This is a genomic window from Undibacterium sp. TJN19 (assembly GCF_049339485.1).
GTDB lineage: Bacteria > Pseudomonadota > Gammaproteobacteria > Burkholderiales > Burkholderiaceae_D > Undibacterium.
Genome location: NZ_JBMPPL010000006.1, coordinates 343,380 through 360,360, shown reverse-complemented (window position 1 = coordinate 360,360; position 16,981 = coordinate 343,380). Strand labels below are relative to the sequence as shown.

General features: G+C 48.4%; 14 protein-coding genes and 1 tRNA gene. 10 read left to right on the top strand and 5 right to left on the bottom strand.

From position 1 onward, the window contains the following. Positions 1 to 319: 319 nt before the first annotated feature. Both alkB and ACO0LH_RS18340 read left to right on the top strand, forming a co-directional pair. Complete coding sequence (gene alkB / locus ACO0LH_RS18345) at positions 320 to 973, top strand: DNA oxidative demethylase AlkB (protein ID WP_422942570.1); 654 nt, start codon at positions 320 to 322, stop codon at positions 971 to 973. A 77-nt stretch (positions 974 to 1,050) separates the two neighbouring features. After that, positions 1,051 to 1,959, top strand: coding sequence for a 5'-nucleotidase (locus ACO0LH_RS18340; RefSeq protein ID WP_422942569.1), 909 nt, complete (start codon positions 1,051 to 1,053; stop codon positions 1,957 to 1,959). A gap of 78 nt (positions 1,960 to 2,037) precedes the next feature. Here ACO0LH_RS18340 and ACO0LH_RS18335 read toward each other — a convergent pair whose 3' ends face one another. After that, positions 2,038 to 4,353, bottom strand: a complete 2,316-nt coding sequence (locus tag ACO0LH_RS18335) for an NADP-dependent malic enzyme (protein ID WP_422942568.1) — start codon at positions 4,351 to 4,353, stop codon at positions 2,038 to 2,040. Between the two features lie 269 nt (positions 4,354 to 4,622). Between ACO0LH_RS18335 and ACO0LH_RS18330 the strand changes: the two genes are divergently transcribed. From ACO0LH_RS18330 to ACO0LH_RS18310, 5 genes are all read left to right on the top strand, one after another. Next, positions 4,623 to 5,102 (top strand): rubrerythrin family protein, encoded by a 480-nt coding sequence (locus tag ACO0LH_RS18330; protein WP_422942567.1) that lies wholly within the window; start codon positions 4,623 to 4,625, stop codon positions 5,100 to 5,102. A 64-nt stretch (positions 5,103 to 5,166) separates the two neighbouring features. Next, the gene (locus ACO0LH_RS18325) at positions 5,167 to 5,331 is read left to right on the top strand and encodes a rubredoxin (RefSeq protein ID WP_422942566.1); all 165 of its coding nucleotides are present in this window, start codon (positions 5,167 to 5,169) and stop codon (positions 5,329 to 5,331) included. An 8-nt stretch (positions 5,332 to 5,339) separates the two neighbouring features. Beyond that, complete coding sequence (locus ACO0LH_RS18320) at positions 5,340 to 6,515, top strand: FAD-dependent oxidoreductase (protein WP_422942565.1); 1,176 nt, start codon at positions 5,340 to 5,342, stop codon at positions 6,513 to 6,515. Positions 6,516 to 6,545: 30 nt separating this feature from the next. Next, the gene (thiL, locus tag ACO0LH_RS18315) at positions 6,546 to 7,514 is read left to right on the top strand and encodes a thiamine-phosphate kinase (RefSeq protein ID WP_422942564.1); all 969 of its coding nucleotides are present in this window, start codon (positions 6,546 to 6,548) and stop codon (positions 7,512 to 7,514) included. After that, positions 7,511 to 8,035 (top strand): phosphatidylglycerophosphatase A, encoded by a 525-nt coding sequence (locus ACO0LH_RS18310; RefSeq protein WP_422942563.1) that lies wholly within the window; start codon positions 7,511 to 7,513, stop codon positions 8,033 to 8,035. The genes thiL and ACO0LH_RS18310 overlap by 4 nt, the downstream gene beginning before the upstream one ends. 76 nt (positions 8,036 to 8,111) lie before the next feature. On the opposite strand, the gene ntrC is transcribed toward ACO0LH_RS18310, so the two are convergent. From ntrC to glnA, 4 genes are all read right to left on the bottom strand, one after another. Then, positions 8,112 to 9,632 (bottom strand): nitrogen regulation protein NR(I), encoded by a 1,521-nt coding sequence (ntrC, locus tag ACO0LH_RS18305; protein ID WP_422942562.1) that lies wholly within the window; start codon positions 9,630 to 9,632, stop codon positions 8,112 to 8,114. Between the two features lie 79 nt (positions 9,633 to 9,711). Next, positions 9,712 to 10,785 (bottom strand): nitrogen regulation protein NR(II), encoded by a 1,074-nt coding sequence (gene glnL / locus ACO0LH_RS18300; RefSeq protein ID WP_422942561.1) that lies wholly within the window; start codon positions 10,783 to 10,785, stop codon positions 9,712 to 9,714. A gap of 94 nt (positions 10,786 to 10,879) precedes the next feature. Then, positions 10,880 to 11,368 (bottom strand): DUF4124 domain-containing protein, encoded by a 489-nt coding sequence (locus ACO0LH_RS18295; RefSeq protein ID WP_422942560.1) that lies wholly within the window; start codon positions 11,366 to 11,368, stop codon positions 10,880 to 10,882. Between the two features lie 134 nt (positions 11,369 to 11,502). Next, positions 11,503 to 12,918, bottom strand: a complete 1,416-nt coding sequence (glnA, locus tag ACO0LH_RS18290) for a type I glutamate--ammonia ligase (protein ID WP_422942559.1) — start codon at positions 12,916 to 12,918, stop codon at positions 11,503 to 11,505. An 808-nt stretch (positions 12,919 to 13,726) separates the two neighbouring features. Here glnA and ACO0LH_RS18285 point away from each other — a divergent pair. The 3 genes from ACO0LH_RS18285 (at position 13,727) to ACO0LH_RS18275 (ending at position 16,971) form a co-directional block, all read left to right on the top strand. Beyond that, complete coding sequence (locus ACO0LH_RS18285; RefSeq protein WP_422942558.1) at positions 13,727 to 14,191, top strand: rhodanese-like domain-containing protein; 465 nt, start codon at positions 13,727 to 13,729, stop codon at positions 14,189 to 14,191. 94 nt (positions 14,192 to 14,285) lie between these two features. Next, a tRNA-Ser gene (locus tag ACO0LH_RS18280) sits at positions 14,286 to 14,375 on the top strand. A 1,024-nt stretch (positions 14,376 to 15,399) separates the two neighbouring features. Then, positions 15,400 to 16,971 carry a sensor domain-containing diguanylate cyclase gene (locus tag ACO0LH_RS18275; RefSeq protein ID WP_422942557.1) on the top strand — a complete coding sequence of 524 codons (1,572 nt, stop codon included), beginning with the start codon at positions 15,400 to 15,402 and terminating at the stop codon, positions 16,969 to 16,971. Positions 16,972 to 16,981 lie beyond the last annotated feature (10 nt).

The window sequence follows — 16,981 nt, the reverse complement described above, 5'->3', positions numbered from 1 at the left end:
ACTTATTTACCCAGTTTTGCGTCGCAGCGTTGTGTGCGTCAGCAGCAGAGAAACGAGATTATGAAGCACTTCTTTTCCGCTGTCAACACCTGCAACTCTTTTCGTTTATCCCGTTCTTTCGAACCAGTCAAACCGTTGCAATCTATTCACAGCTTCCAGCTTTCCGCAGTTCTTAACTCCCCCGCTCAGACCTCAGCCTTACTTCACTTCCCAACCCCGCTCTTCAGCGGGAGGCGAACTATAGCAAACTACTGCCCTGCTTTGCAAGCTTTATTAAGCTATGTGCTAATCTTTCTGGAACAGATAGAAAGTTGGAAACATGAATTATTCCTTATTCGATGATGCGTCAGAAGAAAGCTCCTATAGTGAAGCGCTATGTGAAGGCGCTGCTGTATTGCGGCATTTTGCAAGTGCCTACACAGGGGACTTGCTTGCAGAGATAGAAAAGGTCATAGCTACCCACCCTTTTCGCCATATGCGTACACCAAGTGGTCTGCGCATGTCGGTGGCAACCAGTTGCTGCGGTAGTGTGGGCTGGGTATCTGACCAGGATGGCTATCGCTACAGCCATTGTGAACCTGAGTCTTCGAAGGCGTGGCCGCCCATGCCTGAGACTTTTTTATCGCTGGCCAAACAGGCTGCAGCGGCAACTGGATTTCACGGCTTTGCCCCGGATAGCTGCCTCATTAATCAATATGTAGCCGGAACACGTCTGGGTCTGCATCAGGATAAAGACGAGAAAAATCTCAATGCCCCCATCGTTTCTGTCTCTTTGGGCATACCAGCCACCTTTCTGTTTGGCGGCTTGCAACGCAGCGACCCGCAACAGCGCATTTATCTAGCACATGGTGATGTCGTTGTATGGGGTGGCCCGGCGCGTTTACGCTTTCATGGCATTACCCCAATCAAGCCCGCAGCACACCCTTTATTGGGAGCCCAAAGAATAAACCTGACTTTTCGCCAGGCGAGATAGCAGGCACGGCACAATGTCAGTATCATCACAGCGAACCGGGATTTAATTCGCCGTAATTTTTTTACTTGAAGCCTTCTATGCCATTTTCGCTTGATCATTTACTCGTTATTGGAATTTCATCTCGCGCCCTGTTTGACCTGGAGACTGAGGAAGCATTATTTCAGGAGCAAGGCCTGGATGCTTACCGCAGCCATCAACTGGAAGCGGAAAACAGCATACTCAAACCAGGAGCTGGATTTGGCCTGGTCAAGGCCTTATTAAAATTAAATGAGCTGACACCCGGTCATCGTCTGGTTGAGGTCGTGATCATGTCACGCAACTCTTCAGAAACCTCCTTGCGTATATTTAACTCGATAGACCACTATCAACTGGACATTACGCGTGCGGCCTTGTCAGGCGGTGCGCCGCTGGCACCGTACTTACTGGCATTCAATGTGAGTTTATTTTTATCCTTGCATGAAGATGATGTGCAGGCGGCAATCAATTCAGGCGTGGCATCGGCTATGCTTTATCGTTTGCCGGAAAACGCAGCTGATCTTGAACAGATACGCATCGCCTTTGATGGGGATGCCGTTATTTTTTCGGACGAATCTGAAAGCATCTACCAGCAGCATGGCGTAGAGGCGTTTGAGCAGCATGAAAGAGAAAACGCGAAGAAGCCATTGCCACAAGGGCCATTTGCGCGCCTGCTAGTAGCACTGTCGTATCTGCAAAATAATTTCAAATCGCCGGACGGCCGCGCCTTTCCCTTGCGAACAGCATTGGTGACAGCACGCGCATCCCCGGCACATGAACGTGTGATACGTACATTGCGTGCCTGGAACATCGCCATAGATGAAACCTTTTTCATGGGTGGCGTAAATAAATCCGCAGTACTGGCGGCCTTCAAGCCACATATGTTCTTTGATGACCAGCACGGACATTGCCTGCATGCGTCGAACGTCGTACCAACAGGGCGAGTACCCGTAAAACAAGCAGGCACCTGATAAAAACCCTATTCCCAAATGGCAAAAAGCTCGCAATACCGCGAGCTTTTTGCTTTAAACAAATACTTGATCGCTTGCTTACAACCTGTCTGCTACCGCATCCACCACACACAGCGCCGTCATGTTGACGATGCGACGGACCGTGGCTGAAGGGGTCAAAATATGAACAGGTTTGGCACAGCCCAGCAAGATAGGACCAATGGCAACATTATTACCAGCAGTCGTTTTCAGCAAGTTATAGGCAATATTTGCTGCGTCAATATTTGGCATGACCAGCAGGTTTGCATCACTCTTCAATGCAGAATCAGGCATCATCTTCTTGCGATAGGCAGTATCCAGGGCGGTGTCGCCATGCATTTCACCGTCGACTTCCAGATCTGGGGCATTGCGTTGAATAATTTCAAGTGCCGCACGCATCTTGCGAGCAGATTCACTATTGCTGGTGCCATAGTTTGAGTGCGACAACAGCGCAGCTTTTGGCAGCAAACCAAAGCGGCGCATTTCTTCCGCCGCCAAAATAGTGATTTCTGCAATCTGCTCTGCTGTCGGGTTTTCATTGACATGCGTATCAACCAGCACCACCTGACGGTCTGGCAATACAAGGCCGTTCATCGCTGCATAGACATTCACGCCTTCGCGCCTGCCCAGCACCTGATTGATATAGTTCAGGTGCAAACCGGTCGTACCAAAGGTACCGCAGATCATGCCATCAGCATCACCCTTATGTATCATCATGGCACCGATCAACGAGTGCCGGCGGCGCATCTCCAGTTTTGCATATTGCTCAGTGACCCCTTTGCGGCAAGTCATTTGCAGATAGGTTTGCCAGTAATCGCGGTAACGGTCATCATGCTCAGGATTGATAACCTCAAAATCAACACCCGCCTTGATGCGCAAGCCAAATTTTTCTATGCGCTGATCAAGAATATGCGGACGGCCTACCAGGATAGGTGCCGCCAGTTTCTCATCCACGATGACCTGAACCGCGCGCAAGACTTTTTCTTCTTCACCCTCAGCAAAGACAATACGTTTACGATCAGCCGGTGCTTTTTTGGCAATCTGGAACAATGGCTTCATGAAGGTGCCACTGTGATAGACGAATTGTTGCAGTTTTTCGACATAGGCCTGCATATCCTTGATAGGACGAGCAGCTACGCCGCCATACTCAGCCGCCCTGGCAACGGCTGGCGCGATCTTGATCATCAGGCGCGGATCAAAAGGCTTCGGTATCAGGTATTCCGGGCCAAAAGATAAATTATTGATGCCATAAGCGGAAGCAACGATATCAGACTGTTCTGCCTGCGCCAGTTCTGCAATTGCATGTACGACCGCAATTTCCATTTCACGGGTAATGGTCGTCGCACCACAATCGAGCGCACCACGGAAAATATAAGGGAAGCACAGGACATTATTGACCTGATTCGGAAAATCAGAACGCCCTGTCGCCATGATGGCATCGTCGCGTACAGCCTTGACTTCTTCTGGCAAAATTTCCGGTGTAGGATTGGCAAGCGCCAAAATCAAGGGATTGGCCGCCATCATCTTGACCATGTCTTGCTTGAGTACACCGGCCGCCGACAGGCCAAGGAAAATATCCGCATCGGGCATGACATCGCGCAGGCTACGTGCTAGCGTCTCTTGCGCAAAGCGTTCTTTATCGGGATCCATCAATTCGACACGGCCTTTATAGACCACGCCAGCTAAGTCAGTAACGAAAATATTTTCGAGCGGAAAGCCCAGGTCAACAATCAAATCCAGGCAAGCCAAGGCCGCAGCACCCGCACCAGACACAACCAGTTTGGTCTTCTTGATATCTTTGCCAACGACTTTCAAGCCATTCAGGATTGCCGCGCCGACAATGATCGCCGTGCCATGCTGATCGTCATGGAAGACCGGGATTTTCATACGTTCGCGCAGCTTGCGTTCTATATAAAAGCACTCTGGCGCCTTGATGTCTTCCAGATTAATGCCACCAAAGGTTGGCTCCAGTGAAGCAATGATATCAACCAGTTTGTCAGGGTCAGATTCGCTGATTTCTATATCAAACACATCAATACCAGCGAACTTCTTGAACAACACGCCCTTGCCTTCCATGACCGGCTTGGACGCCAGTGGGCCAATGTTACCCAAGCCCAACACGGCCGTGCCATTGGTAATGACACCAACAAGATTACCGCGCGCCGTGTATTTGAAAGCGGCGGTAGGATCGGCCACGATTTCTTCACAGGGTGCGGCAACACCAGGGGAATACGCCAAAGCCAGATCACGTTGATTCGTCAACTGCTTGGTAGCAGTGACACTGATTTTGCCAGGGGTCGGAAATTCATGGTACTCAAGCGCCGCCTGACGCAGTTGTTGACGTATTTGCTCTTTTTGATCTGATGACGAATCCATAGGGTCGGCCTTCTTTCTATTTTTTACTTACGGAGAACTTACTAGTGGTTTGTGATTCTAGCAGAGGGAACCCTCTAACTTTATACGTATTTGTACGACTCTTATGCTTTTGATGCATAACCAAATGCAATTTATTCTGTTAGACGAGTCGACATAGTCATTAACTATCGCCTCATTATCAATAATCAATTTCACTAATTAATCATTAATATCTATCATTAGCTTCACTTTGATAGCAAATGTAAATAAGCAAACCCAAGGAGAGATTTATGACTACCCAGGCAAACCCATCCATCACCATCCAAAACCTTGAATCCGCTTTCGCGGGTGAATCAATGGCGCATATCAAGTACCGCTATTTCGCCAAACTGGCGCGCCAGGCCGGCGCCATAGAAATTGCAGAGGCCTTTGAAGCAACAGCGGATCAGGAAGTCATGCATGCCTTTGGCCATCTTGACTTGCTGTATCCCAAAGATCAGTTGACGCCACAGCGCGCACTGGAAATCGCGATAGAAGGAGAAACCTACGAGTACACGGAAATGTACCCAAAATTCCGCCATCTCGCCGTGGAAGAAGGTAACCAGGCTGCTGTCGCTGAATACGATGAGCAAATCGCAGAATCGAAGGAACACGCTGAGAACTTTAAGCGGACTTTAGAAATCGCTGCGAAACGCTTTGCAGCACTGGCCAAAGTGGAAGAACGCCATGCCAATCACTATCGCGCCGTGCTGGAAGCAAATCAGGCCTGATCAGGGTTAAACCGATAAATTTGCCAGCCGAAAAAATCTAAATTGAATGAACACTGAGGACACAATGAAAACTTATCAATGCATCGTATGCGGTTTTATTTATGACGAATCCCTGGGCTTGCCGGAAGAAGGCTTTGCCGCAGGCACGCGCTGGGACGATATCCCGGCAGATTGGGCATGCCCTGATTGTGGCGTCGCAAAAGCTGATTTTGACATGATAGAAATCTGAGGATAGTCATGAAACCCATCGCCATCATCGGTTCGGGCCTGGCAGCTTACACATTCGCCCGTGAATTTCGCAAGCTGGATAAAACCACGCCGCTATTAATTGTCACTGGCGATGATGGCGGTTTTTACTCCAAGCCCATGCTGTCGAATGCGCTGGCGCTGGGCAAGCAAGCACAACAACTGGTGAGTCAGACGGCAGAACAAATGGCTGCGCAGCTCAATGCCAATATCATCACCAAAATACAAGTCACCGCAATTGATGTCAACAATCAATCGATAGCAACGGCACTGGGTGACTTTGAATTTTCCAGGTTGATACTGGCGACAGGTGCACAAGCGATACGCTTGCCGATAGAGGGCGATGCGACTCAACAGGTATTATCGGTCAACAATCTGGCGGACTATGCTATTTTTCGCGAGCAACTGGAGAGAGCAGGTAAAAAATCTCACATCGCCATACTGGGCGCTGGCCTGATTGGTTGTGAATTCAGTGATGATCTGGCCAGCGCAGCTTACAGCGTCAGCCTGATAGATCCAAACTCCCTGCCTCTGGCCGCAATGGCGCCAGAAGCCATTTCCATGCGATTGCGTGATGCCTTGCAGGCAAAAGGCGTACAACTTAAATTGGGCACCACGGCCAACAAGATCAGTCACTATGGCAGTGCCTTGAAGCTGGATCTGGCAAATGGCGAAACCCTTATTGCTGATGTGGTTTTGTCCGCCATAGGCTTGCGTGCAAATATCAGCCTCGCTCAGGCCGCGCAATTGCAAACCGGACGCGGTATTATCGTCGATGCATATGGCCAGACCAGTGCTGCCAATATTTTTGCGCTTGGCGATTGCGCGCAATATTCATTAGCAGATGGCAGCCAGCCTGTGCTGCCGTATATTGCCCCAATCATGGTTGCAGCAAGAGCCATTGCACGCACGCTGACAGGCGAGGCAACAGCAATCGATCTGAAGCCTGCAGCCGTGCTGGTAAAAACCCCTAGCTATCCAGTGGCATTGATACCACCGCCCCATGCTTTCAGCAAAACCGGGAGCTGGAAAACTGAACACAGTGCGGGCATCACAACCAGCCGGTTCTTTGATAGCGATGATGTAATGCGCGGTTTTGCCCTTGCACCGCAAGCGGCCGGGCTGAGAAATGCCTTAATTACTGAATTGACCCAATCAACGGCTTGAAACCTCGGGGCCATTCGGTACAATGCGCGCATGCTTTCCGAATTTGACCTTATCAAGCGCTACTTTGCGCAACATACCCTGCATGATCAGCGAGTTGCGCTGGGAATAGGTGATGACTGCGCCCTGATCAAACCAACAGCCGGCATGCAATTGGCTATCTCCTCAGACATGCTGGTATCAGGACGGCATTTTTTTGCCGATGCAGATCCGGTTATGCTGGGTCACAAATGCCTGGCAGTCAACTTGTCTGACCTGGCAGCAATGGGGGCTGCTCCGCTTGGGTTTACGCTGGCACTATCTTTGCCCGAAGCCAATCCTGGCTGGCTGGCGGGGTTTTCTCAAGGCTTGCTGGCCCTGGCAGATGCCCATCAATGCAGCCTGATAGGTGGTGACACCACCAAAGGGCCTTTAAACATCTGCATCACTATTTTTGGCGAATTGCCGCCCGGCTCTGCATTACGGCGTGATACTGCACAAATTGGTGACGATATCTGGGTCTCTGGCACTTTAGGGGACGCAAGACTGGCGCTGGCGGGATACTGGAAAGAAGTTCAGCTTGAAGCCGGCGCGCATCAGCAAGCCGCGCTACGCATGCACCGCCCTACCCCGCGCATTGCTTTGGGTATTGCCTTGCGTGGTATCGCCCACGCTGCACTCGATATTTCTGATGGCCTGGCTGGCGACCTGGGGCATATCCTCGAGCGTTCTGGCGTGGGGGCAACTCTGCATATTGACCAGTTGCCTGCGGGAGAAATTTTACAAACCCAGCCACTTGATTTACGCCGCCAATTTAGCCTCAATGGTGGCGATGACTATGAACTCTGTTTCACAGCCCCGGCAAATAACAGACAACAAGTTCTGGCGGCTGCACATCAAGCCGGCACAGTCGTAAGCTGCATCGGCCAGATCGAATCTGCACACGGTTTGCGCTTACTTGATGACCATGGCAATGAAGTCCATCTGTTGTTCCACTCTTTTGACCATTTCGCCACACCATGACTACATTAGAACAGGGTCAAATTGCCATGATCAACAAACCCGGCTGGCGCTTCATGATGCGTCACCCAGCGCATATCCTGGCGCAAGGTTTTGGCAGCGGCCTTTCGCCCATCATGCCCGGCACGTCAGGTACTTTGTTTGCATGGCTGAGTTTTTATGCCTTGACCAGCCGCTGGCCAGACCTGTTCACAACGCTTAACTGGGGCATCATTATCGTTCTGGGATTTTTTCTAGGCGTCTGGGCTTGCCAGGTCACCGGAAAAAATCTGGGCGTTGCTGATCATGGCAGCATGGTATGGGACGAGATTATTGCCTTCTGGCTGGTGTTACTGCTCATTACACCAGCAGGTTTTAACACACAATGTTGGGCATTTCTGGGATTCCGCTTTTTTGACATGGTCAAGCCACCGCCTATCGGTTATTTCGATAAACGCTTCAAAGGCGGCTTTGGGGTCATGTGGGACGATATCGTTGCCGCCTTCTTTTGCCTACTGGTATTCGCCCTGGTGCGTGTCATGTAAACATGACTATCTGAATGCGCATCAAAAAAGCCAAGCTCTCAAGAGCTTGGCTTTTTAAGTATCGTGCGTATTTTTGTTATTCGTCTTTCACGCCGTCAATTCCGAGTTCCTGGATTTTTCGGGTGATGGTATTGCGGCCTATGCCAAGGCGTATGGCTGCATCGTTTTTGCGGCCATGCGTGTGTCGCAATGCCGCCTTGATCACGACGGATTCAAAGCAGCGCCCCAGCTTATCGATGACTTCAGATTGCCCTTCAGCCAGCATGGCGGTAGCTTCTGCTTCCAGCAAGGATATCCAGCTTTCACCGCTGCGATAGCCTGCCTTCTCCATATGTGCAGCACCATTTGTTTGCGTTGCAGAAGGGCTCAAATGTTCGCTGGTGCGCGTATGCGATTCGCTACTGTGAGCGGCGGCCGCACTCGCACTATTTGTTGCGCCAACTGCGACGGGAACCAGGTCTTGTGGCAAATCGGGAATTTCCACCGTTTGCCCCGGTGCCATCACCGTGATCCAGTTACACAGGTTTTCCAGTTGCCGGACATTACCGGGGAAATCCAGGCTGGATAAAAACTGCAATGCCGGTTCGGACATACGCTTGGCATCCACACCCAGTTGCTTGGCACTCTGATTCAGGAAATACTTGGTCAGCAAAGGTATGTCTTCGCGACGTTCACGCAGACTGGGCAAACGCAAACGTATCACGTTCAAACGATGATACAAATCTTCGCGGAACAAACCGTCCTTGACTCGTGTTTCGAGGTTCTGATGCGTCGCTGCAATGACACGTACGTTTGCTTTCATCGGCTGGTGACCGCCAACCCGGTAGAAATGGCCATCCGATAAAACCCGCAACAGGCGCGTCTGTAAATCGAAAGGCATGTCGCCGATTTCATCAAGAAATAAAGTACCGCCCTCGGCCTGTTCGAAACGGCCACGTCGCGTCGTTTGCGCGCCAGTAAACGCGCCACGTTCATGACCAAACAATTCTGACTCCAGCAAATCCTTGGGAATGGCCGCAGTGTTCAGCGCGATAAAAGGTTGCGAGGCACGTGGACTATGCTTATGCAGCGCACGAGCGACCAGCTCTTTACCGCTGCCGGATTCGCCGGTAATCAATACTGTCACATTGGATTGCGACAATCTGCCAATGGCACGAAACACGTCCTGCATGGCAGGTGCCTGCCCGAGGATTTCTGGCGTTTCAGACATGCTTTGCTCTACACTGGATTCACGCAGGCTTTCATCAAGCGCACGGCGTATCAGCTCTACGGCTTTGTCCAGGTCAAAAGGCTTGGCCAGGTATTCAAATGCCCCGCCCTGAAAAGCAGCCACAGCGGATTCCAGATCGGAAAACGCAGTCATGATAATGACAGGCAAGCCTGGATATTTAGTCTTAACGGTCTGCAAAAGTTCAAGGCCGGAAGCACCATGCATGCGTATATCTGAAACCAGCACTTGCGGTGTATCGCTTTGCAAAGCGTTCATCGCATCTCTTGCATTGGTAAAGCTGCGTGTTGCCAGATTCTCTCTTGCCAGCGCCTTTTCCAGCACCCAGCGAATTGAGTCATCGTCATCAACTATCCAGATTGGTTTCATATTGTCGTTCTGCATTCTGTGTTAAGCATATCGATAGGAAGAGCACTTTTGGTGCAGCCATCTTTCCCGCATCCTTACTTCAAGGTAGCGGGATCAGTATCCGAAAATCCGTGCATCCCGGCCGGCTTTCACATTCGATGACACCCAGATGTTGTTCAACGAAAGTTTGTGCCAGCGTCAGCCCCAGACCGCTGCCGCCTTCCTTTCCCGATACCAGGGGATAGAAAATACGGTTGCGGATCTCAGGTGGAATACCCGGACCGTTATCAATGATATGCAAGTCTAATGCCAGCCTGTAACGTACCTTGGCCAAAGTAATCTGGCGCACCACGCGCGACTTGAAAGTCAGTACTGCATCGCCCTGCCTGATTCTTTCATTCAGTGCCTGCGCCGCATTGTGGGCAATGTTCAACACAGTTTGTATCAGTTGTTCTTTGTCACCGCGAAATTCAGGAATCGACAAATCATAGTCGCGCTTAATCGTGAGGCCCTGCGGGAACTCCGCAACGATCAGGCTACGCACGCGCTCGCAGACTTCATGAATATTCACGTCCCCAACGATATGCGGCAAGCGATGCGGCGCCAATAAACGATCAACCAGGGTTTGCAAGCGGTCTGCTTCCTTGATGATGACCTGGGTGTATTCGCGCAATTCACGCAGGTGGCGCTCAGGCAATTCCAGTTCCAGTAATTGTGCCGCGCCGCGTATGCCACCCAGTGGATTTTTGATTTCGTGGGCAAGATTGCGTATCAGCTCCTTGTTGGCCTTGCTCTGATCGAGCATGCGCTCTTCCCTGTCGAGCTTGAGTTGCTGTACGTTCTCGCGCAATTCTATCAATACTGGCGTTTCTTCATTGTCCAGTGCCGTCACAATGCTATGCACATGCAAAGGGTCGCGGCCAGCCCGCTCCAGTGTGATGTCCTGGCGCTTGTCTGCAAACTGATGGGCGACCGCCTGATGGAAGACGGCCATCAGGTCCTGACCATTAAGGAACAGATCAGTCAGCTTCAGATGTGTGAGGGATTTGAAAGAACTATCCAGCAAATTTTCAGCAGCAGCATTGGCGAACAAGATGCTTCCTTCTGCATCGAGCACGATGACAGCAGAGGTCAATAAATCCAGTCCGGCGAATGAAGTAAGGGGAGTTTTCAAAAGTAGTCCATAAAAAAAGGCCGCACAGAGCGACCTTTACGCAAACATCATGCCTGAGGAGGCAATCTATTGCACTTGTTTTGATATTGGCAGATTATTTCGAATTGCCAATTTCCCGTTTGAGTGCTTCGATGTTCTTTTCGGTGCGGGCAATATCTTCTTTCATCATATTGGTGCGCTCCTGATATTTGGCGAAATTCTTTTCATCGCCATGACGCTCGGGCTCACCATTATTGTATTCTTTTTTCAAATTCGCGAGTTTTTGCTCTTCGGTCTTCAATTCATCCTGCAAAATCTGTTTGCGGTCAGAGTCACGGGCTTTTTGCGTTCCCTCATCCACTTTAGGGAAATCGCTAGGGCTGCTGGCAGGCTTGCCTTGCGGTTTTTTGCCGCTGGCTGGCATTACGGGCGACGGAACTACTGTAATACCCTGTAATTCAACTTTTTTACAGCCTTTGGTCGCGCCGGTATTTTTATATTCTTTTTTGCCGTTATCGTCGATGCACAAATACACATCGCCCTGTGCGCGGGCAATGGTCTGAACGCCGATCAAGAAAAATAAACCTAACAATAGTCGATTCATATTAAAGCGATAATCAATAACAGGCTTCTAGTGTATGCGATGCAGCACTGCAACACAATTGCTGAAAGTAAAACAAAAAAACGAAAAAAGCGGGGTTTCCCCCGCTTTTTGACTTTTACCCTGCGTTTTAGCGCTTACAGGGAATAATACATATCAAATTCAACCGGGTGCGTCGTCATGCGGAAGCGTTGTACTTCTTGCATTTTCAGATCAATGTAGGCATCAATCATACTGTCACTGAACACACCGCCGCGTGTCAAGAATTCACGATCTTTGTTCAAAGCATCAAGTGCTTCTTCCAGAGATGCGCAAACAGTCGGGATCAATGCATCTTCTTCTGGCGGCAAATGGTACAAATCTTTGCTTGCAGCTTCACCAGGATGTATCTTGTTCTGAACACCGTCCAGACCTGCCATCATCAAAGCCGAGAAACACAGGTAAGGATTCGCCAGTGGATCTGGGAAACGTGTCTCAATACGACGGCCTTTTGGATTGGCAACGTAAGGAATGCGGATGGACGCAGAACGATTACGCGAAGAATAAGCCAGTTTAACAGGCGCTTCGTAACCTGGAACCAAACGTTTGTAAGAATTTGTACCAGGATTGGTAATCGCATTCAATGCTTTTGCATGTTTGATAATGCCACCGATGTAATACAGGGCGAAATCAGACAAACCGGCATAGCCGTCGCCAGCAAACAGATTTTTACCATCTTTCCAGATGGATTGATGCACGTGCATGCCGGAACCATTGTCGCCAACGATAGGTTTAGGCATGAAAGTCGCTGTCTTGCCATAAGTGTGGGCAACATTCCAGACCACGTATTTCAGGTTTTGTGTCCAGTCAGCACGCTCTACCAAAGTAGAGAACTTGGTACCGATCTCATTTTGACCAGCGCCAGCCACTTCATGGTGATGCACTTCAACCGGGATGCCCAGGGATTCCAGGATCAGGCACATTTCAGAACGCATGTCCTGAAAGCTGTCGACAGGAGGAACCGGGAAGTAGCCGCCTTTGACCGTTGGACGGTGGCCAGTGTTGCCGCCTTCGAGTTTTTCGCCTGTCGTCCAGGATGCTTCATCAGAATCAATCTTGACAAAGCTACCTGACATATCCACTTTCCAGCGTACGCTGTCGAAAATGAAGAATTCTGGTTCAGGACCGAAATAAGCTGTGTCGCCAATGCCGGACGATTTCAAATAGGCTTCAGCACGTTTTGCTATGGAACGTGGGTCACGGTCATAACCCTTGCCATCGGATGGCTCGATAACATCACATTGCATGAACAATGTTGTTTCTTCAAAGAAAGGATCGATATTGGCAGTGCTAGGATCTGGCATCAACAACATATCGGATGCTTCAATACCTTTCCAGCCAGCGATGGACGAGCCGTCAAATGCGTGGCCAGATTCGAATTTATCGATATCGAACTGGGAAACTGGAACAGTAACGTGCTGTTCTTTGCCTCGGGTATCAGCAAAGCGAAAATCAACGAACTTAACTTCGTTGTCTTTCGCCATTTTCAAGACTTCTGCGGCTGTCATTGCCATGTGAAACTCCTCTGAGAGCTAAAAATAAATTCGGAAATTGCTGAGCCCTGCGTCTGCCAGCTTCGTTGAGCATGTCAAGTTTCTGACATTGATCATACGAAAATACGTCTGGCGGCTAAACTCAGTGGAGGATGATAGCAGAATCCATGCCATCAACCAGAACATGCATATTCAAATAATAAAATTGTTAAATACCTGTTTTTATGGCGTTTTTTGCCGATCCCTTATTGTATTTAAAAAAATATCAAACCAAAGCAACGCACAAATTAAGTGCGCCCTCCATTTAAAGCACCATTATTGTGCTTTTTTATCCAAATATAATATATGCGCACTTTTTTGGTGCTATTAACCTGAGTTTGGTAATTCAATGAAAACTGATATTTATTAAGTTCTATGTTTGCGCCTCATTTTTCGCCTGACAAATAAAGGAATAAGACTGAATTGCTTGCTGCCACTCACAACCAGAAAAGCTATAAAACAATGCAGACGCGATATGCTGTCGTCAAAGATAAATAAACCGGCTCAACTAACGGACATGACGTCACAGCGATAAAGTGAATCGTCACATCAATAAATAACTTCACTAATACCAAGAAAAGAGAACTAAATGATCCGGCTAGTTGCCCTGTTTGGTAGTCCATAAAGCAGATGCGGCAAATTCATCGCCATCCATTTGCTGAGTCAAGAAAACTGGAGAAAATTTAGGCTAGCCAAGATGACGAGCCGGTTTGCAATTTCATATAAACTAACTGGCTAGCGCCTTCGTTTCTTACATACATTCGTCACCATATCAAACTTGGAGTACATCATGTCAACAGAAAACATTTTTCAGTTGGCGCGCCAACGCGCTCAAGAACAAGGACTGGATTATGCCGGTGCAGTTACTCCGGCAGAAGCGTATGAGTTACTACAACATACCGGCACTACATTGTTAATCGATGTGCGCACCAATGCTGAACGTGATTGGGTGGGCCGGGTAAATATCGACTCTGCCCAACATCAGGCGGTGCAATGGAGCCTTTATCCGGGTGGTGCACCCAACCCTAATTTTATGCAGGAGTTGCAAGCCTGTGTGCCAGACCGGCAAACCGTCTTGTTATTTTTATGTCGCTCAGGCGTACGTTCACGGCATGCGGCCAAATTGGCAACTGAAAACGCTTATGAAAATTGCTTTGACATTCTCCAGGGCTTCGAAGGCGACAAAGACAACGATGGCCATAGAAAAACTGTGGGGGGCTGGTGCAAGTCAGGCCTGCCGTGGGCTGGCGCATAAATCTGTTTCAACAAACTTGAAAAAGCTTCCATCTTGAATAATACTTTGCTAGAATAGCGAGCTTCGCTGTTACGGCAAAAAGCGAATTGTTGCAGGAGAGGTGGATGAGTGGTTTAAGTCACACGCCTGGAAAGCGTGCGTAGGTTTATCCCTACCGGGGGTTCGAATCCCCCCTTCTCCGCCATGAATATTTTTAAAATCAAGCACTTAGATTTTAACAACGGCATCAAAATGGGGGATTTTGGGGCTAATTTAGCCCTGAAATGACAACATGATGACAGCACAAAAAGGCGACTTCGGTCGCCTTTTTTGTTGCCTAAATCAGACGCAATTTGCGATCTTAATTTGCATAGAAATAGGCACCTGGCCATGAGTCATAAAGTGATTTTTTGCTGTTCAAATTTTGACGAAAAAAGGCAGAAAAGTGCGCCCGTTCTAAAATAAAGCACCCCTCGGGAAAACCCTAACATCACTGACATTTTTTCCCAACACCTTGGAAACCCTTGATGTATATAGGTTTCAGCACTTCTTCAAACCCTAACTTTTTTCTAACCTTACCCTAATCAGCTTAGCTTTTAAATTCTAATTTCTATTAAAAATAATTCCTTTTAATATCAATTACTTAAAAAATAGTTAGGTTTTTGGTTAGTAGAGGTTAGGTTTTAACCCTAACATTACGATCTCCTAAAAATCAAAGACTTAGCAAGGTAAAACACTCGTTTTTCAATAGTGTTAGTGATGTTAGCGTTTTTCCTAGCTCAAACCTGGAATCAACATTTCCCCGCCCTCCTCACTTCATCGAATTTGCTGTGAAATTTGCGTCAAATTGCGTCAGCTTATCGAGGCATACGTGTGTCCGCAAACGTAAGCCGGGCTTGGTTCTCAGTGGTGACGCATATTTGAGTAAAAAGCGACCTATTTAGAGTGCAGGCTTGGTCGGGGAATGTCTGCGCGCCAAGGCTTCAAAACTGCAAAATATTGCAAATTGACAACAATCCTCATATGACCTGTATGCATCCGCGTGATATAACTGATCTGGGCCCGATGTGATTTAATTGCCAGTAATCACGTTATTCCTATTCTCAAGCTCTAAGAGTAGTATGTTTTGAATGAATCTTGCATTACCCAACGATGTCTTAAATGATGGATACGGCGCAAGATCTGAGCTAACCGCAGTAGCAAATACGCTGCATTAATTCTGCCAATTTATGAAAAATCAAGTGACTTCGATTAATCAGGCAAGTCCAGCGCCCAGAAAGAGATCCCTCAAATGGCTCGCTATGGGATTTGTTATCTTTGTTTGCGTGTCGCTTATATGCATGGATGGCTGGCGTAGCTGGACAGCAAGAAGGACGCAATTGCGTGAGATGGAAGTTTCCACTGCCAACATGGCACGCGCAATAGCACAACATGCAGACGATACGATAAAAGCGGCGGATACTGCACTGTTAGGAATTGCCGAACGAATCCAAGTAGATGGTACTAGCCCTGCAGCTTTGGAACGCCTCCACAATTTATTAGTACTCAGGACAGCGGAACTTTCCCAGCTCAAAGGCTTATTTGTTTATGACGAAAATGGACGGTGGTTAGTCAACTCACTCCCCACGATGCCATCAAATGCCAACAATGCAGATCGCGACTATTTCATTTATCACCGCACTCACGAGGGCAATAGCACCTATTTAGGATCGCCAATCCTTAGTCGTTCTAGTGGCATATGGGTCATAACATTGTCACGTAGGATTAATCACGTAGATGGAAGTTTTGCTGGTGTTGCACTTGCAACGATAGATATTGACTATTTCAATAAATTCTACGACAGATTCAATATTGGCAAGGCAGGAGCAATCGTTCTGGTATCGAATAGCGGCACCATGATTACCCGTCGCCCACTTTTGCCCGATTCTATTGGCAAAAACATGAAGACGACACCCGTTTTTAAAGAAAGCTCGTCTAAAGCATTAGGGTCATTCACTGTAAAATCGTCCCAGGATGGTGTCAAACGGTTAAACAGTTTTCAGCGCCTTGATAAGTACCCTCTGTTTGTCTCTGCAGCTGTATCAGAAGATGAAATTCTTGCCGATTGGCTGACAGATACATATTGGCACTCAGCAGGCGTCGCCTTGCTCGTTATCATATTGAGTTCTGTAGGTTTCTATCTGATTGGTCAGATGAAATTGCGCTTCAATGCAGAAGCTGAGCTTATTAGGGCGCGGGACGCAATGATTGATCTCAATAAGACACTAGAGCGCTTGTCTCTTCAGGATGCGCTTACTGAGCTTGCCAATCGACGTAATTTCGATCTCACTTTAGAAGAAGAGTTTAGCCGGGCTATCAGAAATGCCAGTTCACTGGCCCTCATCATGATTGATGTTGATCACTTTAAACAATATAACGACCTCTACGGCCATACTGCTGGGGATGAATGTCTGAGGAAAATCAGCCAAGCTGTTAAATCTTGCCAAAATCGCGCTGGCGACCTGACGGCTCGATATGGCGGTGAAGAACTGGCGGTGATTCTTCCTACTACTGACGTCGAAGGTGCCATATTAATTGCTGAGAAAATACGTCAGGCAATTCACAATCTAGGCATTTCACATGCTGGCAACGAGGCTGGAATTGTGACTGTCAGCGCGGGGGTTGAAGCCATTACCCCCGTAAGAAACTTGCATAACCCTGTGGAATTGATTGAGGCTGCAGACAACGCACTTTATGCAGCCAAAAAAAGCGGACGTGACCGTGTGTGCAGTAATTTGAATTTGGTACGTATTGCCAGTTAATAAATAAGGA